Consider the following 23242-nt stretch of genomic DNA (forward strand, 5'->3'; position numbering starts at 1 on the left):
AGTACGGTCTCCTGCCTTCCGGCGTGACGTCGAGACGCGGGGTGTCCGGTCTGTTCCGACGCTATGCCGCAAGGTGAGAGGAGCGGGGGCATATCAGCCAATGTCGCCGCGCCCGCCGGGTGTGACGTCGGTCTCGCAGTCGTCGTCCGGGGGGTGCGCGGCGTCGTACCGGGGGCCTTCGATGCCCCGTCCCGCCCGCGAAGACCAGCGACCGCCGCCCGGACACGGATGTCGTCCGTGCGTACCGGGCGCAAAGCAGGGGCGCCGGTGCCCCCGCGAGCTATCGCGCTGATCACGCCACAAGGCTATCGCTCCTCGCGGGGCCCCCGTCACGAGCCGTATGTGTACAAAACCGGGACGGAGACTTTGACGTTTTGCACAGAACCACCGCCGCGCAACTGCGACAGGCTCCCCCCGCGCTGCCGCCGGCAGTCGCCGCCGCACAGCTGCGAGCAGTCGCCACCGCACAGCTGCGGGCGATCGTGCCGCTGGGGGGTGGGACGGGTGGGCGCGGCGGCAGCCCGCAACGCCGGGCCGCGGCACCCACCCCCGGCCCGCACCGACGCCGGGCGTCGCCCGACCGGCGTCACCCAGCCGCTCACGCCGCCAACCGCGCCGCCTCCGCCACGGCCTCCCCCAGCGTGTCCACCACCGGCACCCCGACCCCCTCCAGACTGGCCCGGCTGTGCGACCCCCCGGTGTACAGCACCGCCTCCGCCCCCACGTGCCGCGCGGCCACCGCGTCATCCGCGGCGTCCCCGATCACCACCGTACGAGCGGGGTCCACCCCGGCCAGCGCCAGCTCCGCGAGATGCCGCACCATGTGCTCGGCCTTGCTGCCCCCGGACGGCCCGATCCGCCCGTCGACGCGTATGAAGTGCGCCTCGATCCCGAACCGCTTGACCAGCGGAACCAGGTCGTCATGGCCGTACATGCTGAGGATCGACTGACTGCGCCCCGCCGACCGCCACCCAACGAGCAGCTCCGCCGCGCCCTCGGCGAGCCCGCACCGCACCCGGTGTTCGGTGTAGTGGCGATGGAAGGTCGCGTCCATGACCTCCCACTCGGCGTCGGTGGGCAGCCGCCCCATCAGCCGCTCGTAGAACTTCGGCACCGGCACGCAGTACAGCGCCCGGTACTGCTCCAGCGTGATCGACGCCAGCCCCAGCTCGGCGAAGGCCGCGTTCGTCGCCCCGATGATCGCGTCGTTGTCGTGGAACAGCGTCCCGTTCCAGTCCCAGACGATGTGCGCTCCTGTCTGCGTCCCCATGCCCGAAAACGTACCCGCCGCCACTGACAATCAAGACGGGGACCACCTCGGCCGGCCCGGGACGGCCGACCCGAACGGCCGGCCGACAAGACGTCAGTGGCCGGGCTCCACCAGGTTCGGGATCTCCTGCGTCGCGTACCAGAGCAGCTCGTGGTCCTCCGCCCCGTCCACGACGAACCGGGCGCCGTCGTCCCCGCCGTCCGCCGCGGCGAGGGCCTCGGCCGCGGCGGTCACCTCCGCCTCCGCGTCGGCGGAGTCGACGTGCACCGAGGCCACCTTGGCCAGCCGCAGCGACCCGGCGAGCCGCACCTCGCCCAGCCCCGCCGGATCGGGCCCCCGTTCCGGGGCGGCCGAGACCGCGCCGTCGGACACGTCGGCGGCGACCACGACCCGGCGCCGCGTCGCGCCGGGGTCGGCCGCCAGTAGCCGCAGCGAGGCCAGCGCGGCCCGGTTCAGGGCGGCGTACTCCAGCTCCTCGATGTCGTCCGAGCGGTACCACTCGCGCAGCGCCGGCGTGACGGCGTAGGCGACGAGCGGTCCCGTCCCCAGCTCTCCCGTGCTGTGCGCCTCGGCGAGGCCGGAGAGGGTCAGGGGGACGTAGACGCGCATGGCTTCCGCTTTCGTGGTCGGGAACGCCACCGAAGGCCCGGGACGGCCGGGATGGCCTGGAAGAGCCTTCAGGATACGTGCGGGTGTCCCCTTTCGGGTCCCCACCCATGGCGCCCCAGGCGTCCACCTCCGGCCCCGGAACTCACCCGGTACAGCCGCTCCGCCCCGGGCTTTCCGGCCACCCCGGTCACTCTGATAGGTGAACCTTCCAGCCCCCTCGGTCCGGCCGCCTTCCTCCTTGCCGTCCCGCCCCACCACCCCGTACAAGATCACCGACCGCCAAGTTACTGCCCGGTATCACCCGGGCCGCCGAACGGGGAGCCCCATGCGCAAGGTCATGACCAGGTCCCAGCCCAACCCGAACAGCACCCTCCTCCGCACGCCGGATCACCCGCTCGCCCCCACCCCACCCCGGGACCCCGGCGGCGCCCCCACAGCCCAGCCGCCCGGCACCATGCCACTGCTCGCCGCTGCCACCGCCTCTTCCCGCGTACCCGGGACCGTGCCGCCCCGCGAACCCGCGACCGTCCCGTCCCGCGTACCTGGCGGCGTGCCGCCCCGCAGGCCCGGCGGACGCGTCGTGCGGGCCGGGGCGCCCGGTGGCCGACCGCCTGGCTCCCCTGGCAGGTCTCCGCGGGCCCGTACGAGGCCGGCGGACACCCGCCCGCCCACGGCCGGCCCGGGCGGGGCCACCGGGACGGGCCCGCGCGCCGCGGCGTGCGCCCTCGTGACGGCCCCCGCCGCCCCCATCGCGCACCCGCCCGCCCCGGCCCCGGGAGCGCCTCTCGTCCCCGCTCAGACCCCTCGCCGTCCCGTCCCTCAGCTCCGCCCCACCGACCGCTTCGCCGAGCTTCTGCTCAACGTGCTCAGCGGCCGGCGCCCCGTCCACTCGATGCTCCGCCACACCGTCGGCCGCGCCTACGACGATCTCGCCCACCTCGCCGAACGCGGCCCCCTGCGCACGCGCGGCACTCACCCCGTGGTCCGCGACATCGGCTACTTCGAGCCGAGGCCGGGTGCCCTGGAGGTCTTCGCCCGGATCGGCGCGGGTGACCAGCTGCGCGCCATGGCCTTCCGGCTGGAGCAGGGCCACGACCTGCGGTGGCGCTGCACGGCGGTGGAACTGGGCGGCCCCCGCCGACCGCACACCGACGACGACTGAGGCCGACGAGGGGCGTCACCGACCGGCACCGGCCACCGGCCACCGACCACCGGCACCGGCGACGGCACCGGCGACGACCGGCATCACACGCCGGGACATGCCAGGACACGCCGGGACACGCGAAGGGCCGGGCACCCAGAGGTGCCCGGCCCTTCCCTCCGCTACGGCGCCCGAGGGCCCCGCACCGTCACTTCTTGCGGCGACGTCCGCCCTTGGCCTGCTTGCGGCGCTCCGCGCGCGTGAGCCCGTCGGACTGGGGCTGCGCGGGCTCGCCGTCGGTGGTGAAGTCGCCCTCGACGACACCGCCCTCGCCGTCCACGGTCGGGGCGGAGAAGTGCAGACCCCGGCGCTGCGGAGCGTCGAGCCCCTTGGCGCGGATCTCCGGGCGGGCGCCCGCCTGGGCGGGGACGGCGTCCTGCTTGTCCTTGTCCAGCGACGGCCCCGCGTCCTCGACCGGGACCTCCTCGACCTGCTGCTCGACCTGGACCTCCAGGTTGAACAGGTAGCCGACGGACTCCTCCTTGATGCCCTCCATCATGGCCTGGAACATGTCGAAGCCCTCGCGCTGGTACTCGACCAGGGGGTCCTTCTGCGCCATCGCGCGCAGGCCGATGCCCTCCTGGAGGTAGTCCATCTCGTAGAGGTGCTCGCGCCACTTGCGGTCCAGGACCGAGAGCACGACCCGGCGCTCCAGCTCGCGCATGATCTCGGAACCGAGCTGCGCCTCACGCGCCTCGTACTGCTCCTGGACGTCGTCCTTGATGGACTCCGCGATGTAGTCGGCGGTCAGCCCGGCCCGGTCGCCGGCCGCCTCCTCCAGCTCCTCGACGGTGACCTTCACCGGGTAGAGCTGCTTGAAGGCGCCCCACAGACGGTCGAGGTCCCAGTCCTCAGGGAAGCCCTCGGCGGTCTCGGCCTGCACGTACGCGTCGATCGTGTCGTTCATGAAGTGCTGGATCTGCTCCTGCAGGTCCTCGCCCTCCAGAACGCGGCGCCGCTCGCCGTAGATGACCTCGCGCTGCCGGTTGAGGACCTCGTCGTACTTCAGGACGTTCTTGCGGGTCTCGAAGTTCTGCGTCTCGACCTGGGACTGGGCGGACGCGATCGCGCGCGTGACCATCTTGTTCTCGATCGGCACGTCGTCCGGGACGTTCGCCATCGACATCACGCGCTCGACCATCTGGGCCTTGAACAGCCGCATCAGGTCGTCGCCCAGGGAGAGGTAGAAACGGGACTCGCCGGGGTCGCCCTGACGGCCGCTACGACCGCGCAGCTGGTTGTCGATACGCCGCGACTCGTGCCGTTCGGTACCCAGCACGTAGAGGCCGCCGAGGGCCTTGACCTCCTCGAACTCCGCCTTGACCGCCTGCTCGGCCCGCTCCAGCGCCGCGGGGAGGGCCGCGGCCCACTCCTCGATGTGCTCCTCGGGGTCGAGGCCGCGCTGGCGCAGCTCCGCCTCGGCGAGGTCCTCGGGGTTGCCGCCGAGCTTGATGTCCGTACCACGGCCGGCCATGTTCGTGGCCACCGTCACGGAGCCCTTGCGGCCCGCCTGGGCGACGATCGTCGCCTCACGGTCGTGCTGCTTGGCGTTCAGCACCTCGTGCTGCACACCGCGCTTGCTGAGCTGCTGCGAGAGGTACTCGGACTTCTCGACCGAGGTGGTGCCGACGAGGATCGGCTGGCCCTTGCCGTGCTTCTCCTCGATGTCGTCGACGACCGCCTCGAACTTCGCGACCTCGGTGCGGTAGATCAGGTCCGACTGGTCCTTGCGGATCATCGGCCGGTTGGTCGGGATGGGCACCACGCCGAGCTTGTAGATCTGGTGGAACTCGGCGGCCTCGGTCATGGCCGTACCGGTCATGCCGGACAGGCCGGGCTGTTCCTTGCCCTCGTGGTCGTGGCGCTTGTAGAGGCGGAAGAAGTTCTGGAGCGTGATCGTGGCGAGCGTCTGGTTCTCGTCCTTGATGTCCACCCCTTCCTTCGCCTCGATCGCCTGGTGCATGCCCTCGTTGTAGCGGCGGCCGGCGAGGATACGGCCGGTGTGCTCGTCGACGATCATGACTTCGCCGTCGAGGACGACGTAGTCCTTGTCCTTCTTGAAGAGTTCCTTGGCCTTGATGGCGTTGTTCAGGTAACCGACGAGCGGGGTGTTCACCGACTCGTAGAGGTTGTCGATGCCCAGCCAGTCCTCGACCTTGGCGACACCCGACTCGTGGATGGCGACGGTGCGCTTCTTCTCGTCGACCTCGTAGTCGCCGGTCTCCTCGATGCCCTTGAGGGTGTTGCCCGCCTCGCCCTTCTTCAGGCGGGTGACCAGCTTGGCGAAGTCGCCGTACCACTTGGTGGCCTGGTCGGCGGGGCCGGAGATGATCAGCGGCGTACGGGCCTCGTCCACCAGGATGGAGTCGACCTCGTCGACGATGGCGAAGTTGTGGCCGCGCTGGACGAGTTCGTCCTTGGACCAGGCCATGTTGTCGCGCAGGTAGTCGAAGCCGAACTCGTTGTTCGTGCCGTAGGTGATGTCGCAGGCGTACATCTCGCGGCGCTGGGCCGGCGTCTGGTTGGCGAGGATGCAGCCGACGTTCAGACCGAGGAACTTGTGAACGCGGCCCATCATCTCGGAGTCGCGCTCGGCCAGGTAGTCGTTGACCGTGACGATGTGCACGCCCTCGCCGGACAGGGCGTTGAGATAGGCGGGCAGGGTGCCGACGAGGGTCTTGCCCTCGCCGGTCTTCATCTCGGCCACGTAGCCCATGTGCAGGGCCGCGCCGCCCATCATCTGCACGTCGTAGTGCCGCTGTCCCAGGACGCGCTTGGCGGCCTCCCGGACGGTGGCGAAGGCTTCGGGAAGCAGGTCGTCCAGGCTCTCACCATCGGCGTAGCGCTGCTTGTACTCATCGGTGAGGGCCCGCAGCTCGGCGTCGGAGAGGTCGACGAAGTCCTCTTCGATGGAGTTGACCTGGTCCGCGATGCGGTGCAGCTTGCGCAGGATCTTGCCTTCGCCTGCACGCATGATCTTCGAGAGGACGGACACGGGGGTTGGTCTCCTTGCCGGTCGGGCCTGGGACGGTCGTTTTCCTGTGACGGACTGAGCAACGGCCATCGTATGCGAGGACCCCGCCGCCCCGGGAGCCTGCTGTAACGGGGACCGTGTGCTCCTTCATCCAGCTTCCGGTCCGCTGTCATCGAGTTCAACGTCCGGGCACCGCGGATGGTGCCGCACCCTCCGGCGAAACCGGCGAAAAGTGACCGTCTGTTCACGCACGGCAAAAGATGGCGCCCGCCTCGGACGCCGCGCAGAATCGGCCGATGGAACCCCTCACGCTCACCACCGACCGCCTCGTCCTGCGCACGGTCGGCCCCCAGGACACCGATGCCGTGTACGCCGCCTGCCAGGATTCCGACATCCAGCGCTGGACGACGATCCCCTCGCCCTACCTCCAGGAGCACGCGCGGGGCTTCACGGAGCAGATGGTGCCCGACGGCTGGGCGGACGCCTCGATGTTCACCTTCGGCCTCTTCCTCCCCACCGGGGACCTGGCGGGCATGCTCGGCATCACGATGATCTCCCTGGGCGTCGGCGAGATCGGTTTCTGGGGCGCCAAGGAGCACCGCGGCCACGGCTACGTCACCGAGGCCGCCGTCGCCGTCTCCCGCTGGGCCTTCACCGACCGGGCGATCGACCGCCTGGAGTGGCGCGCCGAGGTCGGCAACACGGCCTCCCGCGCGGTGGCCCGACGCGCGGGCTTCACCATGGAGGGCACGTTGCGCTCCGCGATCAACAACAACGGCGTACGCCGCGACTGCTGGATCGCCTCCCTCCTCCCCTCGGACCTCTCCCTCCCCTCGACATCCCCGTACCTGCCGGCCCCGTAGCCCAGCAGCTGCGGGCAGTCGTGCCGCTGGGGCGGCACGGGTGGGCGGTGGGGGTCCCCCCGCTCGAGCGAAGCCGAGAGTGGGGGAGGCACCCCGCACCGCCGGGCCGCGCACCCACCCCCGCCCCCTCTGTCAGACCCACCCCTTATCGTGCGGACGTATGACGACCCTCCCGCCCCCCACCACGGAACTGTCCGCGCACGAGGCTCGCCGCCTCGCCCTCCGCGCACAGGGCTTCCTCGGCGCCCCCGACCGCCGCGCAGGCGTCCGCGGCGTCCTCCGTCACCTGGGCGCGGTGCAGCTCGACACCATCTCGGTCCTCGCCCGCTCCCACGAACTCATCCCGTACGCCCGACTGGGCGCACTGGGCCGCAAGGCGGTCGAGGACGCCTACTGGCAGGACACCCACGCCTTCGAGTACTGGTCCCACGCCGCCTGCATCCTCCCCATCGAGGAGTGGCCGCACTTCGCGTTCCGCCGCCGCGCCTACCGCAACCGCCCGCACTGGAACCACCACCTCCCCGACGGCACCTACGACCAGGTCGTCAAGCAGCTCCGCACCGAGGGCCCCCTCACCGCGACGGACCTGGGCGGCGCGAAGAAGACCAGCGAGTGGTGGGACTGGTCGGGCACGAAGGTCGCCGTCGAGCGCGCGCTCATGTACGGCGAGGTGGTGTGCGTCGAGCGCCGCGGCTGGAAGCGGGTGTACGACCTGGCCGAGCGCGCGGTCCCGGCCGCGCTGCTGCACGACGAACTGGACGACGCCGAATGCCTGCGCCGCCTGGTCCGCCTGGCCGGCCAGTCCCTGGGCGTCGGCACCCGCGCGGACATCGCGGACTACCACCGTCTCAGGGGTGAGCAGGTCGACGCCGTGATCGCCGACTCGGGCCTGGTCCCGGTCACCGTGGAGGGCTGGGGCAAGCCGGCCTGGGCGGACCCCGCGGCCCTGGAAAAGCCCCCGCGCGGCCGGCACCGCACGACGCTGCTCTCGCCCTTCGACTCCCTGATCTGGGACCGTGCGCGCACGGAACGGATCTTCGGCTTCACCCATCGCCTGGAGGCCTACGTACCGAAGCAGAAGCGGGTGCACGGCTACTTCGCGATGCCGGTCCTGGCCGGCGGCCGGCTCGTCGGCCGGGTCGATCCCGCGCGCGAGGGGCGCACTCTGGTCGCCAAACAGGTCACACTGGACGGCCCCAAGGCGGTCCCGGCGGTGGCCCAGGCCCTGGTCGAGGCGGCGGGCTGGGTGGACTGCACGGACGTTCGCGTGGAACGGGTCGACGCGCCGGATCTGCGCGAGCCGCTCACGAGGGACGTGGCCGGCCTGCTCACCTGAGCCGGGCAAGGCCGTCGACGTCAGCCGTCAGCCCCTCGGTCGTCAGCCGACAGCCGTCAACGGATCTCGAGGATCTTCTCCCGCATCGCGTACACCACGGCCTCCATCCTGGAGTGCAGTTGCAGTTTCTCCAGGATGTTGCGCACGTGGTTCTTCACGGTGTTCTCGGAAATGAACAGTTCCTTGGCGATGTCCCGGTTGTTCATTCCCGTGGCGACCAGCTTGAGGACCTCCAGTTCACGGTCCGTGAGCCGCGGTGCGGGAACGAGCCGGCGTTCGTCGGTCCGCTGGATCATCGACTTGAACTCGGTGAGCAGTTTCGACGCCATGGACGGACTGATCTGCGACTGCCCGTCGGCCACGGCACGAATGGCGGTGGCCACCTCGTCCGTCGAGATCTCCTTGAGGAGATAACCGGTCGCACCCGCCTTGATCGCGTCGTAGAGGTCGGCCTCCTCGTCGCTGATCGTCAGCATGATGATCTTGGCGCTGGGGGCGACCTCCTTGATGGAGGTGCAGGCCTCGATCCCGCCCCGCTTGGGCATCCGTACGTCCATCAGGACGATGTCCGGCAGCAGGTCCGCGGCCTTCTCCACGGCCTCGGCGCCGTCACCGGCCTCCCCGACGACCTGGATGTCCTCCTCGGCCGCGAGAACGATCTCCAGGCCGCGGCGGAACAGGGCGTGGTCGTCCACGACCAGGACCCTGATCGGCTCCTTGCGCACAGAGCCCGCGTCCGGGCCCATGCCGGCGCCGTCGTCGATCCCCTCGTCGACGCCCTCGCCCCGCATCGGTCCGAAACTGTCCGCCATCGTTCCTCCCCCTGAAGGCTGTGGCCCGTCGTCCTGAGCCATCGCCAACCCAGAGCAACGACCCACCGGTTGGGCCGTTGCCGCCATGATTCCATGCCCGGCCGACACGGGGGTGGCCGAGCGGGCGAACGAGGGGGTCGCACACCCTCGCGCACCGTCGCACACCGGTGCCCCTGGGGGCGCACACGCGCTCCAGGGGCACCGGTTCCGCTGTCACCCGGCGTCGTCAGCCGCCGAGCGCGTCACCCGCCTCGGTGGCGTGCACCTGGGTGACCATCGTGTCCGTCGTGAGGTGGATCACGCCGTAGTCGTAGGCGTGCCGCCGGTAGACGACGCTGGGCTCCTTCGTCTCGGAGTCGACGAACAGGTAGAAGTCGTGCCCGACCAGTTCCATCTCGTAGAGCGCCTGGTCGAGGGTCATCGGTGCGGCCACGTGGGTCTTCTCACGGACGACGAGCGGACCGTCGCCCTGGACCTCCAGCGAGCCGATCTTCTTGGTGGGTACGCCGTCCTGCTTCTCCTCCGGGACGACGTCGCCGTTCCCGTTGAGCGTCGCCGCGCCGGGGACGTGGTCGGCGACCTCCGCCGCCGGAATCCGGCGCGCACCGCGGCGCGAGAAGCGCTTGTCGTGCTGCTTGCGCAGCCGGGCACCGAGCTTCTCCGCCGCCAGGTCGAGCGCCGCGTACGGGTCGCTCGCCGCCGCCTCCGCCCGGATCACCGGACCGCGGGAGCGGAGCGTGATCTCCACTCGGTCACAGCGGTCGGCCTGCCGGGGGTTCGGCTCCTTGGACACCTCGACGTCGAGGCTGATCACCTTGCCATCGAGCTTCTGGATCTTCTCCAGCTTCAGCTTCTCGGCCACGTGCTTCCGGAACCGCTCGGGCACCTCGGTCTTGCGGCCCTTGACGACGATGTCCACGCAGAACTCCGTTCCCGGATCGCTCCGCTTCGATGGCGGAGCATCTCCCTTTTGCACCAGGTTCCGGTCTACCCCGGAACCTCGGACTCGGTGACTTCCACCTCCTCCCCCGCGGGCGAGATCTCCACTCCACCGGTGCGGGCGATGACGGTAAAACCCGCAGCACGGCATTCGGATTTGAGAGGTGTGGCCTGCGGCTTTGCCTCACAACCGAACATATCTCGCCTGGACGGATGTCGTCACCCTCTACCGCGGTGTACCTCCGTTCCAGTGAATTGAGCCTCTCATTACCTGCAACGCGGCAAGTTTCCAGTCAGTTCCGGTTTATTTCGAAAGAATCTGGTGAAGCCGCGACCACTGCCGCGCAGATCGCTTCACGGATCACGCCACCGCCTTCGTACGGACCCGCCATTCGGGGCCCGGCCTTCCGTTCCTCTCTGCCTTCCCCTGCCGGCGACGGATACACAGCGGATCTCGCCTCGGCCCGCACCGCGCGCAGGGCGCGCGCCGCCTCCGCCAGGGACGCCCCGGTCGTCATGAGGTCGTCGACGAGGACGACCGGCCCACCACCGCACAGCAGCCGGCCACCGCCGGGAGCCACCGCCAGCGCGCCGGCCAGATTGTGCAGCCGCTGCCGGGCGCCGAGCCCCGACTGGTCGGCCACCGCGTGCCGTTGCCGCAGCACGGCCAGCACCCGGGCGGACGTCCCGGTCCGCCGCAGCTCCCCCGCGGCCGCGAGGGCGATCCGCCGCGCCGGGTCGTGCCCGCGGGTGCGCACCGCCCGGGGCGCGGACGGCACGGGCACGAGCAGCACCGGCCCCCGCCCGCGTATGCCCCCCGCCTCACCGGCGCCCCACCGTGCCTCCCGGAGCCCGGCCCGCACCGCCCCTGCCAGCGCCGCGCCGAGCGGCGCGGTGAGGGCCAGCACGCCCCGCTCCTTGTGTGCCAGCAGGGCGGCCCGTACCTCGTCCGCGTACCGGGCGGCCGCGTGCACCGCCGGCAGCCCCGGCGGCTCCGGCACCGGCCGCGCCCGGCGCGGTGCGGCGCCGCTCAGGGCCGTACGGCACCGAGGGCACAGCACCGTGCGAGCCCTGCCGCAGCCTCCGCACTCGGCCGGCAGCACCAGGTCGGTGAGGTCCCGCCACCATTCCCGCGATCCCCGCATGGCCACCACTGTGCCAACGCCCGCGGGGCTCGACCAGGCCTGTGGAAAACGCAGACGCGCGCCCTGTGGAAAACTTCGGGCCCGCCCGCCACGCCTCACCCACACGAGTGAACGCCCGCGTCGGAAGAGCCGGACGGCTCACCCCGGATAGACCGGCGCCGTCCCCTCCGTCACCTTCTGCCACTGCAGCCCCGACGGCAGCCGCACGATCACGTCCTCCGAGTACGCCACCAGCGGCAGCCGCTCGTCCTCGGTCGCGGCGATCTCCTTCACACCGGTCAGCGCGGCGGGCACCGAGGCCTCCGGCGTGGAGCCGTCGACCTGTACGTATCCGATCTGCTGGACGCCCCCGCGCTCGCGCCCGACCACCACGAGCCGGCTGTCACCGGCCCACGACATGGCCGTGACCTCCTCCAGCTCCGGGGTCGCGGAGCGCAGTTCGAGGACGGTGACCGAGGACGGTTCGCCGGCCTTCCCGTCCCGCTCGATCCGTCCGATGAGCAGGGACCGCTTGCCGTCCTTCTCCACGATGAGCGCGATCCGCACACCGTCGGCCGCCACCCGCACGGCCTGGACCCGTCCGTCCAGCCCCGGGGTCCGCACCTCCACGGGCCGGCCCTTGCCCTCCTCGAGCAGCAGCAGGCGGGGATCGGCCGGGTCGCGGTCGGCGATCCACAGGTCGCCCTGCGCGTCCCAGCTGGGCGGCGTCAGCCGGTTCTCCTCCGTCTTGCCGTTGCTCACCAGCACGGGATCACCGAGCGAACCACCCGACACCAGCGAACCGACGTACAGCGACTTGTTGTCGAGCCGAATGCCGGCCGCGCTGCGCTCGTCCCGCGACACCGCCACCGCCCCCAGGGCCGCCACGCCCTCGCCCAGCGCCCCGGGAACCGGTTCCGGCCGGGTCCCGCTGCTGCCGGCGGCGATGCGCACCAGGCGGTCCTCTTCGTCGATGAAGTACAGGTAGTCGGGCCGCTGGGCCGAGCCGCGCGTCGCGACCGTCTCCGCCCGGTCCTCGGTGAGGGAGCACAGTCGCTCACCGCCCGAGCGCAGCTCGACCTCGTCCACCACCGGAGTGAGGTTCTGCAGCGTGAAGAGGAGCTGGGCCGCCATCTCGTCGCACTTGTCGTCGCCGACCCCGGCCGCCCGGTCGTTCAGCCGCACCGTCAGCCTGTTGTGGTCGTCGGGCGTCAGCGAGTCGACGTTCTCCGCCAGCGCCGTACCGGTCGGGAAGCTCGACCTGACCACGGGCCCGAGCAGGCTCGTCGGCCCGCTGATCAGGGAACGCACCACCTGGGTCATGGGGTCCACGAGCCGGCGCACGTAGACCGGATCGGCGACGGCCGCCGGCTGAGCGCTCGCACCGGCCTGCGTGGTGGGGGCGCCGTTCGAGGCGAAGTAGTACTTGTTGACGGACATGTAGGTGCGCTGGAAGTCCGACTTCCCCATGATGACGCCCTGCGGCAGCGCGTCGATGCGCCACTGCCCGCTCTTGCCGTCCCGGCTGAGGTGCACCGGTTCGCGGTACTGACCGTTCGACGGCGAGTACGACCGCTGCCCGTCCACCGTGGCGACCCTGGTGCCGGTCAGCGTGACGGAGTAGTCGTCGGCGTCCTCGCGGCTTCCCGAGTGGTCTGACTCGGTTCCCGGCCCGCCCGTGAGCACCGTGGTGGACCGCTCCGGCCGCCAGGTCCTCGCGGCCTCGCCCGTCAGGTACTTGCGCGCCGTCTCGTACTCCGGCTCGTTGCTGGTCAGCGCCTCCAGGAAGCCCTGCACGATCTCCGTGGGCGAGTCGTCCTCCCGCGGCGGCATCGCGAACACCCGCACCTGCGGGTCCTGCCGGGGCGTGGACTCCACGCCCCGCAGATCCCCGCTGTCGGGCATGGAGGCACACCCCGCCAGCAGTACGACGCCACAGAGGGCGTACGCCACCACGCGTGCCGGCCCCCGCCGCCCGCTCCCCTCGCGGTCAGCGCCCACGAGATGCCTCCCCTTGCCTGCTCGAGTCCTCCGGCTGATCCGGTCCGGCGTCCGGGCGGCTCGTCGCCTCCGGCTCGGGCCCGCCGCCTTGTCTCCGGGCGCCCGACACGGGCCGTGGCACCACGCGCGCGCCGTTGCCGGGCAGTGCCGTCGGATCAGCCGTGGGAGCCGCCGTGGCCGACCGCGGCGGGATCGGGCCCCGGGCGGACCCCGGAGGCACCTGCCCGAGCGGCGCCTGCGCCGGAACAGTGGCCGTCTTTGCCGTGCCGTGCGCCGCACCGGCGTCGTTGAGGCCGGCCTCGCCCAGGCCGCGATTGCGCCGCGAGTCCGTCGGCTCCAGCGGTATCGGTGAGCCCCGCAGCGGCTCGTCCGCCGTCCTGGGCAGCGTCAGCCGGAACTGCGATCCGCCGCCCGGCTCGCCCCAGGCCTGCAGCCAGCCTCCGTGCAGCCGCGCGTCCTCCAGGGCGATGGAAAGCCCCAGCCCCGTACCGCCGGTGGTACGCGCGCGTGCCGGGTCGGCCCGCCAGAAGCGGCTGAAGACCCGGGTCGCCTCGCCCGGCTTGAGTCCTACGCCGTAGTCGCGCACCGCTACGGCGACCGCGCCGCCGGCCGCGGCGAGCTTGACGACGACGTCGTTGCCCTCGCCGTGCTCGACGGCGTTGACGACGAGGTTGCGCAGCACGCGCTCCACGCGTCTCGCGTCCGCCTCGGCGACGACGGGCTGCTGGTCGCCGGCCACGCGTATCCGCGTGCCCTTGCGCTCGGCGAGCGGTTCGGCCCCGCCCACGACCCGCCGTACGACCTCCCTGAGGTCTATCGGCTCCGCCTCCAGCGCCGCCGCGCCCGCGTCGAAACGGCTGATCTCCAGCAGGTCCGCGAGCAGCGTCTCGAACCGGTCCAGCTGGTCGGCGAGCAGCTCGGCCGAGCGCGCGGTCACCGGATCGAAGTCCACGCGCGCGTCGTGGATGACGTCGGCGGCCATGCGCACGGTCGTCAGCGGCGTCCGCAGTTCGTGCGACACGTCGGAGACGAACCGCCGCTGCATCCGCGACAGGTCCTCCAGCTGGCTGATCTTCAACTGCAGGTTCTGCGCCATCTTGTTGAAGGCCTCGCCGAGCCGCGCGATGTCGTCCTCGCCGGTGACCTTCATCCGTTCCTGCAGCCGCCCGGCGGACAGCCGCTCGGCGATGCTCGCCGCCATCCGTACGGGCGTGACGACCTGACGCACCACGAGCCAGGCGATGGCCCCGAGCAGGACGACGACGAAGAGCCCGGCCGTCGCCAGCGTGCCTCTGACCAGGCTCAGCGACTCCTCCTCCTGCGTGAGCGGGAAGAGGTAGTACAGCTGGTACGGCTCACCGTTCGGGTCGTTGACCTGCTTGCCGATGACCAGGCCGGGCTGCGACGCCTCACCGGAGTCGTAGACGATCCGGGTGTAGCTCTGCGCCGCCGCCGTACTGCCGTCGATCCGCTCCCGCAGGCCCTCGGGCACGCTGGCCGACCAGTTGACGAAGCCCGAGGCGCGCGGGCCGCGCCCGCTGCCGCTGTCCCCGCCCATGGGGAGCGTGACCACGTCGAAGGCGCCCTGGCCGCCGCTGGAGAGCGACTTGACCAGTTCACTCATCCACTGGATGACGTTCTGCGGGGGACGGCCGTCCACGGGCACGCCCTCGTCACCGGTCACGCTGGCCGACTCCTCGGCCTTCTGCTTGGCCACCGCGAAACCGCCGGTCGCCTGGCTCTGGGAGGCCTTCACCTTGGCGTCCAGCAGCCCGTTGCGGACCTGCCCGATCACCACGAAGCCGAGCAGCAGCACCACGCCCAGCGACATCAGCAGCGTGGTGACGACGACCTTGAGCTGGATGTTGCGCCGCCACAGCCGCATGACGGGCAGCAGCGGACGGCGCACCCAGCGCATGAACAGACGGAGCACCGGGCTGCCCTGCACCCCGCCGTGCAGCAGCCCGCCCTCCAGCAGGCGGCGCCAGCGGGAGCCTGCGGACGGGGGGCCGACAGGCCGTCCGGCGCGGGCCCCGGAGCGGCCGGGCGCCGAAGCGGCACTGTCCCTGCTCATGTCAGCTCGGTCCCGCCTTGTAACCGACACCACGGACGGTCACCACGATCTCCGGCTTCTCCGGGTCCTTCTCGACCTTGGAGCGCAACCGCTGCACATGCACGTTGACCAGCCGGGTGTCGGCCGCGTGCCGGTAGCCCCAGACCTGCTCGAGGAGCACCTCACGCGTGAACACCTGCCACGGCTTGCGGGCCAGCGCCACCAGCAGGTCGAACTCCAGCGGCGTCAGCGCGATCGACTGGCCCTCCCGCTTCACGGAGTGACCGGCCACGTCGATGACCAGATCGCCTATGGCGAGCTGCTCCGGCGCCGGTTCCTCGGACCTCCTCAGGCGCGCCCTGATACGGGCCACCAGCTCCTTCGGCTTGAACGGCTTCACGATGTAGTCGTCGGCACCCGACTCCAGACCCACCACGACGTCGACGGTGTCACTCTTCGCCGTCAGCATCACGATCGGCACACCCGACTCCGCCCTGATCAGGCGGCACACCTCGATGCCGTCCCGACCGGGCAGCATCAGGTCGAGCAGCACCAGGTCAGGCTTGGTCTCCCGGAAGGCGGCCAGCGCCTTGTCGCCGTCGGCTACGAAAGATGGCTCAAAACCCTCACCACGCAGCACAATGCCGAGCATCTCGGCCAGTGCGGTGTCGTCGTCGACGACAAGGACTCGTCCCTTCATAAACGACATCATCCCATTAGCTAATCGTTACCTGGCGTGACCTGGCACACAGCTCCGCGAGAGCCCCTGCCGTCACGGGCGAAACCACGCCCTCCTCGGTGACGATCGCCGTCACCAGCTCGGGCGGAGTCACGTCGAACGCCGGGTTGTACGCCTGGGTCCCCAGGGGTGCCACCGGAATCCCGCCTCCCGCTCCGGTCACCGGCACCTGAGGTGCTGTGACCTCGGTCACTTCGTATCCGGGACGCTGTTCCACCTCGATGGACGCCCCGTCCGGCGTGTCCGGGTCCACCGTCGTGACCGGTGCCACCACGATGAACGGCACATGGTGATACCGCGCGAGCACGGCGAGCGGGTAGCTCCCCACCTTGTTCGCCACCGAACCGTCGGCCGCGATGCGGTCCGCGCCGATGAGCACCGCGTCCACCTCACCCGCCGCGAACAGCGAACCGGCCGCGTTGTCGGTGAGCAAGGTGTACGCCATGTCGTTGCGGGCCGCCTCGTATGCCGTCAGGCGAGCACCTTGCAGCAACGGACGCGTTTCGTCCACCCAGAGGCGTCGCAGCCGCCCCGACCGATGCGCCGCGAGCGCCACCGCGAAGGCCGTCCCCTCGCCGCCCGACACCAGCGAACCGGTGTTGCAGTGGGTGAGCACGCGGTGCCCGCCGGCGGGCAGCAGCTCGTCCAGCAGCGCCAGCCCGTGTGCGGCCAACCGGGCGCTGGCCCGGGCGTCCTCCCGGTGCAGCGCCCGCGCCGCGGCCAGCGCGGCCGCGGCGGCCTGCCGGGTGTCGCCGGTCCTGGCGAGCGCCTCCTGGTGAGCGGCCTGGGCCCGGCGCACACCGACGGCGAGGTTCACCGCGGTGGGACGGGACCCCGCCAGCGCGGCCGCGGCCTCCTCCACCTCGAAGCCCCGGACGGCGGCGAGCGCGACACCGTAGGCGCCCGCGATGCCCAGCAGCGGCGCCCCGCGCACGGCGAGCGAGCGGATCGCCTCCACGAGCGCGGACGCGTCCGTGCAGACCAGTTCGACCTCCTCGGCCGGCAGTCTGGTCTGGTCCAGCAGGACCAGCACAGGTCCCTCGGGTGGTTCCTCCCAGCGCAGCGCCGGGATCTCGGTCGGCCGCTTGTCCTCGCCGCTTCGCGCGTCCTGATCAGCCATGCGGTCAGTCTGCCCCCTACCGGGCGGACAATTGAAGGTGTGCAGGCCATACCGCGCCCGGTCCGCACCCGACCACGCCATGGCACGATGGCTGCCAACCTGCCGCCGCGACCGCGGAAGGGCACCGTGAAGGAGCGACGATGAACGACACTCCGGGCTGGGCCTCGCCCGGATCCGCCCCGTCCGACGGGCGGGAGCCCGGCGCGTCCGGCCCCGCCGATCCCGCCGACCGCCCCAACGGCCCCGATCAGCCCGCGCACCCCGCGGACCAGCCGGGCGCGGAACCGACGGGCCCCGGCACGAAGTGGTCCAAGGAGCAGCCGCCGCCCGGCCAGTGGCCCGCGCCCACCGGCCCCGGCCAGGCACCGCCTCCCCCGCCGCCGCACCAGGGCTGGGGCGCTCCGCCCCCCGGCGGCGGCTACGGCGGCCAGGGCGGGTACGGCGGCCCCGGTGGCTACGGCGGCCAGGGCGGAGGCTATGGCGGCTACGGCCCACCCGGTGGGCACGGCGGCTGGGGAGGCGGCTGGGGCGGTCCCCCGCCCGCGGCCAAGCCCGGCGTGATCCCGCTCCGTCCGCTCGGCGTCGGCGAGATCCTCGACGGCGCGGTCTCCACCATGCGCACCTACTGGCGCACGGTCCTCGGCATCTCGCTGACCGTCGCGGTCTTCACGGAGATCATCGTCGTGCTGCTCCAGGGCCTCGTCCTGGACAACACCAGCACCGAGGCCCTCAACGACCCCGACGCCACCCTGAGCGAACTCGGCGACGCCCTGACCGACACCACGATCAACTCGGGTGTCATCTTCCTGATCTCCCTGATCGGCACCGTCCTGGCCACCGCCCTGCTGACCACCGTCACCAGTCGCGCCGTGCTCGGCAGGCCGGTGACCACCGGTGAGGCCTGGCGGGACGCCCGCCCCCAGGTGTTGAAGCTGTTCGGCCTGATCGTGCTGCTGCTGCTCATCGTCTTCGGCATCGTCATGGTCGGCATGGCCCCCGGTCTCCTCGTCACCGCCACGGTGGGCGGCGACGCGGGCGTGGCCCTGACCGTCCTGGGCTTCCTCGCGGCCGGCGTCGTCGCGGTGTGGCTCATGGTCCGCTTCTCGCTGGCGTCCCCCGCGCTGATGCTGGAGAAGCAGGGCATCAAGAAGGCGATGGGCCGCTCCGTGAAGCTGGTGCGCGGCTCCTGGTGGCGGGTCTTCGGCATCCAGCTGCTCGCCACGATCATCGCGAACGTCGTCGCGTCGATCATCGTCATCCCCTTCGCCTTCCTCGCCGCGACCCTCGGTGGCGACGGTGTCGGCGGCTTCCTCGATGGCACCGGAGACCTCGGCTGGACGTTCCTCGTCGTCAGCGGGATCGGCTCGGTGATCGGCTCGATGATCACCTTCCCGATCACGGCCGGCGTGGCCGTTCTGCTCTACATCGACCAGCGCATTCGCCGCGAGGCCCTCGACCTCGAACTGGCCCGGGCAGCCGGCCTTCCGGGCACCGGGGCTCCCGGCGCCACCCCGGGGAGCTGATGCGGTGAGCCCGGCGGGGGGAGTTCTCACAGAGGTGCTGTCACGCACCGCCGTACGGACGCTGTCGCGCACCGGCGACGCCTCCGTGCTGTCGCTGTCGCGCTCCGGCGACGAACCGCCGGTGACGATCCCGCGCGACCCCGCGCGGGAGGCCGCCCGGCGCGAGCTGTCCAAGCGGATGTACCACGAGAACGATCCCAGCTGGTTCCAGCGGGCCCTGAACGCCTTCTGGGACTGGATCGCCGAACTGTTCAACAGCGCGTCCACCGCGACGCCCGGAGGGACGTTCGGCCTGATCGTCATCATCGTGGCCGTGGTGGCCGCGCTGGGCGCCCTCTGGTGGCGCCTGGGCACCCCACGCCGCCGACCGGCCTCGGCCCCCGCCCTGTTCGACGACCGCCCGCGCAGCGCCGCCGACCACCGCGCCGCCGCCGAGGCGCACGCCGCCCAGGGGCACTGGAACCAGGCCGTCCAGGAACGCATGCGGGCCGTCGTCCGCGCCCTGGAGGAACGCGCCCTCCTCGACGTCCGCCCCGGCCGCACCGCCGACGAGGCGGCAACCGAGGCCGGCCGCGCCATGCCCGCCCACGGCGCCCCGCTGCGCGCCGCGGCCCGCGACTTCGACGACGTCACATACGGCGGCCGCCCCGGCACCGAGCAGTCGTACCGGCGCCTGACCGAACTCGACCGCGACCTGGAACGCGGCAAGCCGCGACTGGCCGGCAGCACAACTGCCCGTACGACCGACAGCGCGGACCCGAACACCCGCCCGGGAGCCGCCGAATGACCACCGAGGCCACGCTCCCCACCACCTCGGCCTCGCCCACCGCACGCCAGGTGTGGACGCGCGCGCGGGGCATCACGCTCGCGCTCGTCGTGCTGCTCGTCGCCGCCGTCGCGATCGCCGTCATCCGCTCCGACGCCCAGCACGGCGAACTCGACCCGCGCTCCGCCGACCCCTCCGGCAGCCGGGCCGTCGCCGAACTCCTCGCCGACCGGGGCGTGTCCACGCGCGTGGTCGACACCCTGGACGACGCACGCGCCGCGGCCGGCCCGGACACCACCCTGCTGGTCGCCGTCCCCGACCTCCTGACCGAACGCCAGCAGACGCGGCTGCGCTCCGCGACCGAGGGCTCCGGCGGCCGTACCGTCCTCGTGGCCCCGGGCGGCCCCGCCGTCGAACGGCTCGCCCCCGGCGTCACCGCCGATCCCGCGCTCAGCTTCGACTCGACGCTCGCCCCCGACTGCGACCTTCCCGCCGCCCGGCGCGCGGGCACCGCGGACACCGGCGGCATCCGCTACAGCAGCGCCCACATCGAAGCCGATACCTGCTATCCCAGTCGCCGCCTGGCCACCCTGCTCCGCATCCCCGAGGCGTCCGCAGAGGCGGCCCAGGAAGGCGCTCCGGGCGACACAGTCATCCTCGGCGCCCCCGACATCTTCTACAACGACCACCTCGACGAGCACGGCAACGCCTCGCTCGCCCTCCAACTCCTGGGCTCCCGCGACCACCTGGTCTGGTACCTCCCCTCGCTCACCGACGCCACCGCCCCGGACGAGGAGCGCGGCTTCTTCGACCTGCTCCCCTCCGGCTGGCTCTGGGGCACCCTGCAGCTCTTCGTCGCCGCCGCCCTCGCGGCCCTGTGGCGGGCACGCCGACTCGGCCCCCTGGTGCCCGAGAAACTCCCCGTCGCGGTCCGCGCCTCCGAAACCGCCGAGGGTCGCGCCCGCCTCTACCGCAAGGTCAACGCCCGTGACCGCGCGGCCGCCGCTCTTCGCTCCGCCACCCGCACCCGCCTCGCCCCCCTCGTAGGCGTCCCCGTCGCCCAGGCGCACACGCCCGAGGCCCTGCTCCCCGCCCTGTCCGCCCACCTCCACGGCGAACACGGCGACGGACGGTCCCTGCGTACCCTCCTCTTCGGCCCGCCGCCCGGCGACGACGCGGCCCTCATCGCCCTCGCCGACCAACTCGACGCCCTCGAAAGAGAGGTACGCCGTCCATGATGGACCCGACCACTGACAACGCCGGGCAGACCGGCGACCCGGGCAACGCCCGCGCCGCCCTGGAGGCCCTGCGCGCCGAGATCGCCAAGGCCGTGGTCGGCCAGGACGCCGCCGTCACCGGTCTCGTCGTGGCACTCCTGTGCCGCGGCCACGTCCTCCTCGAAGGGGTCCCCGGCGTCGCCAAGACCCTCCTCGTCCGCGCCCTGGCCGCAGCCACCGAACTCGACACCAAGCGCGTCCAGTTCACCCCGGACCTGATGCCGAGCGACGTCACCGGCTCCCTGGTCTACGACGCCCGCACCGCCGAGTTCTCCTTCCAGCCCGGCCCGGTCTTCACCAACCTGCTCCTCGCCGACGAGATCAACCGCACGCCCCCGAAGACCCAGTCGTCCCTGCTCGAAGCCATGGAGGAACGCCAGGTCACGGTCGACGGCACACCCCGCCCCCTCCCCGAGCCGTTCCTGGTCGCGGCGACCCAGAACCCGGTCGAGTACGAGGGCACCTACCCCCTCCCGGAAGCCCAGCTGGACCGCTTCCTCCTCAAGCTCACCGTCCCCCTCCCCTCCCGGCAGGACGAGATCGACGTCCTCACCCGCCACGCCTCGGGCTTCAACCCGCGCGACCTGCGCGCCGCCGGCGTACGCCCCGTGGCGAACGCCGCCGACCTGGAGGCGGCCCGCGCGGAGGTGGCCAAGACGACGATCTCCCCCGAGATCACGGCCTACGTCGTCGACATCTGCCGGGCCACCCGCGAGTCGCCCTCCCTCACCCTCGGCGTCTCCCCGCGTGGAGCCACGGCACTGCTCTCGACGGCCCGCGCGTGGGCCTGGCTGACGGGCCGCGACTACGTCACCCCCGACGACGTAAAGGCCCTCGCCCTCCCCACCCTGCGGCACCGCGTCCAGCTCCGTCCGGAGGCGGAGATGGAGGGCGTGACCACGGACTCCGTCATCAACGCGATCCTCGCCCACGTCCCCGTGCCCCGCTGATGGCACTCACCGGACGCACCGCACTCCTCGCGGCCCTGGGCTCCGTGCCCATCGGCATCTGGGACCCCAGTTGGACGGGCCTCCTCGCGGTCAACGCACCGCTGGCCGTGGCCTGCGCCTGCGACTTCGCCCTGGCCGCCCCGGTACGACGCCTGCGCCTGTCCCGCTCCGGCGACACCTCCACGCGCCTGGGCGACACCGCCGACGTCACCCTGACGGTCGCCAACCCGTCCAACCGTCCGCTCCGGGCCCACCTCCGCGACGCCTGGCCGCCCAGCAGCTGGCAACCCGGCACGGAGACCACCGCCTCCCGGCACCGCGTGACGGTCCCCGCCGGCGAGCGCCGCCGGGTGACCACCCGGCTCCGGCCCACCCGCCGCGGCGACCGGCAGTCGGACCGCGTCACGATTCGCTCGTACGGTCCGCTGGGCCTCTTCACCCGCCAGGGCACCCACCGGGCCCCCTGGACGGTACGCGTCCTGCCTCCGTTCACCAGCCGCAAGCACCTGCCGTCCAAGCTGTCCCGCCTGCGCGAACTCGACGGCCGCACCAGTGTGCTCACCCGCGGAGAGGGCACGGAATTCGACAGCCTCCGCGAATACGTCCCCGGCGACGACACCCGTTCCATCGACTGGCGTGCGACAGCCCGCCAGTCCGCGGTCGCCGTACGCACCTGGCGTCCGGAACGCGACCGGCACATCCTGCTCGTCCTCGACACCGGCCGCACCTCGGCCGGCCGAGTGGGCGACGCCCCCCGCCTCGACGCCTCCATGGACGCCGCCCTGCTCCTGGCAGCCCTGGCCTCCCGCGCCGGCGACCGCGTCGATCTCCTCGCGTACGACCGCCGGGTACGCGCCCTCGTCCAGGGCCGCACGGCGGGCGACGTACTCCCTTCCCTGGTCAACACGATGGCGACCCTGGAACCGGAGCTCGTGGAGACCGACGCCCGCGGCCTCACCGCCACGGCCCTCCGGTCGGCCCCTCGCCGCTCTCTGATCGTGCTCCTCACGACACTCGACTCGGCCCCCATCGAAGAGGGCCTGCTCCCCGTCCTGCCACGACTGACCCAGCGCCACACGGTCGTCCTGGCATCGGTCGCGGACCCGCACATCTCCCGGATGGCCGAGGCTCGCGGGAACACGGACGCCGTCTACGAGGCCGCGGCGGCAGCACAAGCCCAGGCGGAACGCGATCGCACCGCTGACCAGCTCCGCCGGCACGGCGTCACCATCGTCGACGCGATCCCTGACGAACTCGCTCCGGCGCTGGCCGACGCCTACCTGGAGCTGAAGGCGGCGGGCCGTCTGTAAAGGGCGGGGCTGAAAGGGCCCCGCCGCCACTTCAACTGCCCCTGAAACGCAGAAAACCCCGCACCGTTCCCGGTGCGGGGTTTCCCTTTGAATAATTGTTCGGCGGCGTCCTACTCTCCCACAGGGTCCCCCCTGCAGTACCATCGGCGCTGTAAGGCTTAGCTTCCGGGTTCGAAATGTAACCGGGCGTTTCCCCTACGCTATGACCACCGAAACACTATGAAACAGACAACCAGCCACCCCGTGACCATGGGGCAGGATTGTTCGTGGTTTCAGAACCAACACAGTGGACGCGAGCAACTGAGGACAAGCCCTCGGCCTATTAGTACCGGTCACCTCCACACCTTGCGGTGCTTCCAGATCCGGCCTATCAAC

Annotated in this window: 18 protein-coding genes and 1 rRNA gene; 8 read left to right on the forward strand and 11 right to left on the reverse strand. The window is 71.9% G+C overall.

Going from position 1 to position 23242, the window contains the following annotated elements; genetic code table 11:
* Nucleotides 1-598: 598 nt before the first annotated feature.
* Both ACIQ6R_RS07895 and ACIQ6R_RS07900 read right to left on the reverse strand, forming a co-directional pair.
* Nucleotides 599-1270, reverse strand: coding sequence for an HAD family hydrolase (locus ACIQ6R_RS07895; RefSeq protein WP_404219584.1), 672 nt, complete (start codon nucleotides 1268-1270; stop codon nucleotides 599-601).
* A gap of 93 nt (nucleotides 1271-1363) precedes the next feature.
* Nucleotides 1364-1879, reverse strand: coding sequence for a DUF6912 family protein (locus ACIQ6R_RS07900; protein ID WP_404219586.1), 516 nt, complete (start codon nucleotides 1877-1879; stop codon nucleotides 1364-1366).
* Between the two features lie 454 nt (nucleotides 1880-2333).
* Here ACIQ6R_RS07900 and ACIQ6R_RS07905 point away from each other — a divergent pair, with 454 nt between their 5' ends.
* Complete coding sequence (locus tag ACIQ6R_RS07905; protein ID WP_404219636.1) at nucleotides 2334-3041, forward strand: Rv3235 family protein; 708 nt, start codon at nucleotides 2334-2336, stop codon at nucleotides 3039-3041.
* Between the two features lie 187 nt (nucleotides 3042-3228).
* Here ACIQ6R_RS07905 and secA read toward each other — a convergent pair whose 3' ends face one another.
* Nucleotides 3229-6075: a preprotein translocase subunit SecA gene (gene secA / locus ACIQ6R_RS07910; RefSeq protein WP_404219588.1), complete on the reverse strand. Its 2847-nt coding sequence runs from the start codon at nucleotides 6073-6075 to the stop codon at nucleotides 3229-3231.
* A gap of 275 nt (nucleotides 6076-6350) precedes the next feature.
* Between secA and ACIQ6R_RS07915 the strand changes: the two genes are divergently transcribed.
* Complete coding sequence (locus tag ACIQ6R_RS07915; protein ID WP_404219590.1) at nucleotides 6351-6917, forward strand: GNAT family N-acetyltransferase; 567 nt, start codon at nucleotides 6351-6353, stop codon at nucleotides 6915-6917.
* A gap of 160 nt (nucleotides 6918-7077) precedes the next feature.
* Nucleotides 7078-8253 carry a winged helix-turn-helix domain-containing protein gene (locus ACIQ6R_RS07920; protein ID WP_404219592.1) on the forward strand — a complete coding sequence of 392 codons (1176 nt, stop codon included), beginning with the start codon at nucleotides 7078-7080 and terminating at the stop codon, nucleotides 8251-8253.
* Between the two features lie 56 nt (nucleotides 8254-8309).
* On the opposite strand, the gene ACIQ6R_RS07925 is transcribed toward ACIQ6R_RS07920, so the two are convergent.
* From ACIQ6R_RS07925 to mtnA, 7 genes are all read right to left on the reverse strand, one after another.
* Complete coding sequence (locus tag ACIQ6R_RS07925) at nucleotides 8310-9065, reverse strand: response regulator (protein ID WP_404176760.1); 756 nt, start codon at nucleotides 9063-9065, stop codon at nucleotides 8310-8312.
* A 226-nt stretch (nucleotides 9066-9291) separates the two neighbouring features.
* Nucleotides 9292-9984 (reverse strand): ribosome hibernation-promoting factor, HPF/YfiA family, encoded by a 693-nt coding sequence (gene hpf / locus ACIQ6R_RS07930; RefSeq protein ID WP_404176757.1) that lies wholly within the window; start codon nucleotides 9982-9984, stop codon nucleotides 9292-9294.
* 313 nt (nucleotides 9985-10297) lie between these two features.
* A complete protein-coding gene (locus ACIQ6R_RS07935; protein WP_404176754.1) occupies nucleotides 10298-11149 on the reverse strand; it encodes a ComF family protein in 852 nt (283 codons plus the stop codon).
* 138 nt (nucleotides 11150-11287) lie between these two features.
* On the reverse strand, nucleotides 11288-13129 hold the full coding sequence (locus ACIQ6R_RS07940) for an LpqB family beta-propeller domain-containing protein (RefSeq protein WP_404176751.1): 1842 nt from the start codon (nucleotides 13127-13129) through the stop codon (nucleotides 11288-11290).
* Nucleotides 13119-15203: an MtrAB system histidine kinase MtrB gene (gene mtrB, locus ACIQ6R_RS07945; RefSeq protein ID WP_404219594.1), complete on the reverse strand. Its 2085-nt coding sequence runs from the start codon at nucleotides 15201-15203 to the stop codon at nucleotides 13119-13121. The genes ACIQ6R_RS07940 and mtrB overlap by 11 nt, the downstream gene beginning before the upstream one ends.
* Nucleotide 15204: 1 nt before the next feature.
* Complete coding sequence (gene mtrA / locus ACIQ6R_RS07950) at nucleotides 15205-15894, reverse strand: two-component system response regulator MtrA (RefSeq protein WP_193776289.1); 690 nt, start codon at nucleotides 15892-15894, stop codon at nucleotides 15205-15207.
* 4 nt (nucleotides 15895-15898) lie between these two features.
* The gene (gene mtnA / locus ACIQ6R_RS07955) at nucleotides 15899-17041 is read right to left on the reverse strand and encodes an S-methyl-5-thioribose-1-phosphate isomerase (RefSeq protein WP_404219596.1); all 1143 of its coding nucleotides are present in this window, start codon (nucleotides 17039-17041) and stop codon (nucleotides 15899-15901) included.
* A 140-nt stretch (nucleotides 17042-17181) separates the two neighbouring features.
* Between mtnA and ACIQ6R_RS07960 the strand changes: the two genes are divergently transcribed.
* Genes ACIQ6R_RS07960 through ACIQ6R_RS07980 form a run of 5 tightly spaced genes read left to right on the forward strand, consistent with a single transcriptional unit; the run spans nucleotide 17182 to nucleotide 22867 of the window.
* On the forward strand, nucleotides 17182-18564 hold the full coding sequence (locus ACIQ6R_RS07960) for a glycerophosphoryl diester phosphodiesterase membrane domain-containing protein (RefSeq protein WP_404176742.1): 1383 nt from the start codon (nucleotides 17182-17184) through the stop codon (nucleotides 18562-18564).
* A gap of 37 nt (nucleotides 18565-18601) precedes the next feature.
* Nucleotides 18602-19351, forward strand: coding sequence for a DUF4129 domain-containing protein (locus ACIQ6R_RS07965; protein ID WP_404219638.1), 750 nt, complete (start codon nucleotides 18602-18604; stop codon nucleotides 19349-19351).
* Nucleotides 19348-20568, forward strand: coding sequence for a DUF4350 domain-containing protein (locus ACIQ6R_RS07970; protein WP_404219598.1), 1221 nt, complete (start codon nucleotides 19348-19350; stop codon nucleotides 20566-20568). The genes ACIQ6R_RS07965 and ACIQ6R_RS07970 overlap by 4 nt, the downstream gene beginning before the upstream one ends.
* A complete protein-coding gene (locus ACIQ6R_RS07975) occupies nucleotides 20568-21557 on the forward strand; it encodes an AAA family ATPase (RefSeq protein ID WP_404219640.1) in 990 nt (329 codons plus the stop codon). The genes ACIQ6R_RS07970 and ACIQ6R_RS07975 overlap by 1 nt, the downstream gene beginning before the upstream one ends.
* Complete coding sequence (locus ACIQ6R_RS07980; RefSeq protein WP_404219600.1) at nucleotides 21557-22867, forward strand: DUF58 domain-containing protein; 1311 nt, start codon at nucleotides 21557-21559, stop codon at nucleotides 22865-22867. The genes ACIQ6R_RS07975 and ACIQ6R_RS07980 overlap by 1 nt, the downstream gene beginning before the upstream one ends.
* A gap of 97 nt (nucleotides 22868-22964) precedes the next feature.
* On the opposite strand, the gene rrf is transcribed toward ACIQ6R_RS07980, so the two are convergent.
* Nucleotides 22965-23081, reverse strand: a 5S ribosomal RNA gene (gene rrf / locus ACIQ6R_RS07985).
* Nucleotides 23082-23242 lie beyond the last annotated feature (161 nt).

The organism is Streptomyces sp. NPDC096048 (assembly GCF_044763415.1).
Lineage (GTDB): Bacteria > Actinomycetota > Actinomycetes > Streptomycetales > Streptomycetaceae > Streptomyces.

Excerpts from the sequence above, each read along its gene's own strand:
- ACIQ6R_RS07895 (WP_404219584.1), bottom strand. The coding sequence starts at position 1,270 with ATGGGGACGCAGACAGGAGCGCACATCGTCTGGGACTGGAACGGGACG.
- ACIQ6R_RS07900 (WP_404219586.1), bottom strand. The coding sequence starts at position 1,879 with ATGCGCGTCTACGTCCCCCTGACCCTCTCCGGCCTCGCCGAGGCGCAC.
- ACIQ6R_RS07905 (WP_404219636.1), top strand. The coding sequence starts at position 2,334 with ATGCCACTGCTCGCCGCTGCCACCGCCTCTTCCCGCGTACCCGGGACC.
- ACIQ6R_RS07915 (WP_404219590.1), top strand. The coding sequence starts at position 6,351 with ATGGAACCCCTCACGCTCACCACCGACCGCCTCGTCCTGCGCACGGTC.
- ACIQ6R_RS07920 (WP_404219592.1), top strand. The coding sequence starts at position 7,078 with ATGACGACCCTCCCGCCCCCCACCACGGAACTGTCCGCGCACGAGGCT.
- ACIQ6R_RS07925 (WP_404176760.1), bottom strand. The coding sequence starts at position 9,065 with ATGGCGGACAGTTTCGGACCGATGCGGGGCGAGGGCGTCGACGAGGGG.
- ACIQ6R_RS07935 (WP_404176754.1), bottom strand. The coding sequence starts at position 11,149 with ATGCGGGGATCGCGGGAATGGTGGCGGGACCTCACCGACCTGGTGCTG.
- mtrB (WP_404219594.1), bottom strand. The coding sequence starts at position 15,203 with ATGAGCAGGGACAGTGCCGCTTCGGCGCCCGGCCGCTCCGGGGCCCGC.
- mtrA (WP_193776289.1), bottom strand. The coding sequence starts at position 15,894 with ATGATGTCGTTTATGAAGGGACGAGTCCTTGTCGTCGACGACGACACC.
- mtnA (WP_404219596.1), bottom strand. The coding sequence starts at position 17,041 with ATGGCTGATCAGGACGCGCGAAGCGGCGAGGACAAGCGGCCGACCGAG.
- ACIQ6R_RS07960 (WP_404176742.1), top strand. The coding sequence starts at position 17,182 with ATGAACGACACTCCGGGCTGGGCCTCGCCCGGATCCGCCCCGTCCGAC.
- ACIQ6R_RS07970 (WP_404219598.1), top strand. The coding sequence starts at position 19,348 with ATGACCACCGAGGCCACGCTCCCCACCACCTCGGCCTCGCCCACCGCA.
- ACIQ6R_RS07975 (WP_404219640.1), top strand. The coding sequence starts at position 20,568 with ATGGACCCGACCACTGACAACGCCGGGCAGACCGGCGACCCGGGCAAC.
- ACIQ6R_RS07980 (WP_404219600.1), top strand. The coding sequence starts at position 21,557 with ATGGCACTCACCGGACGCACCGCACTCCTCGCGGCCCTGGGCTCCGTG.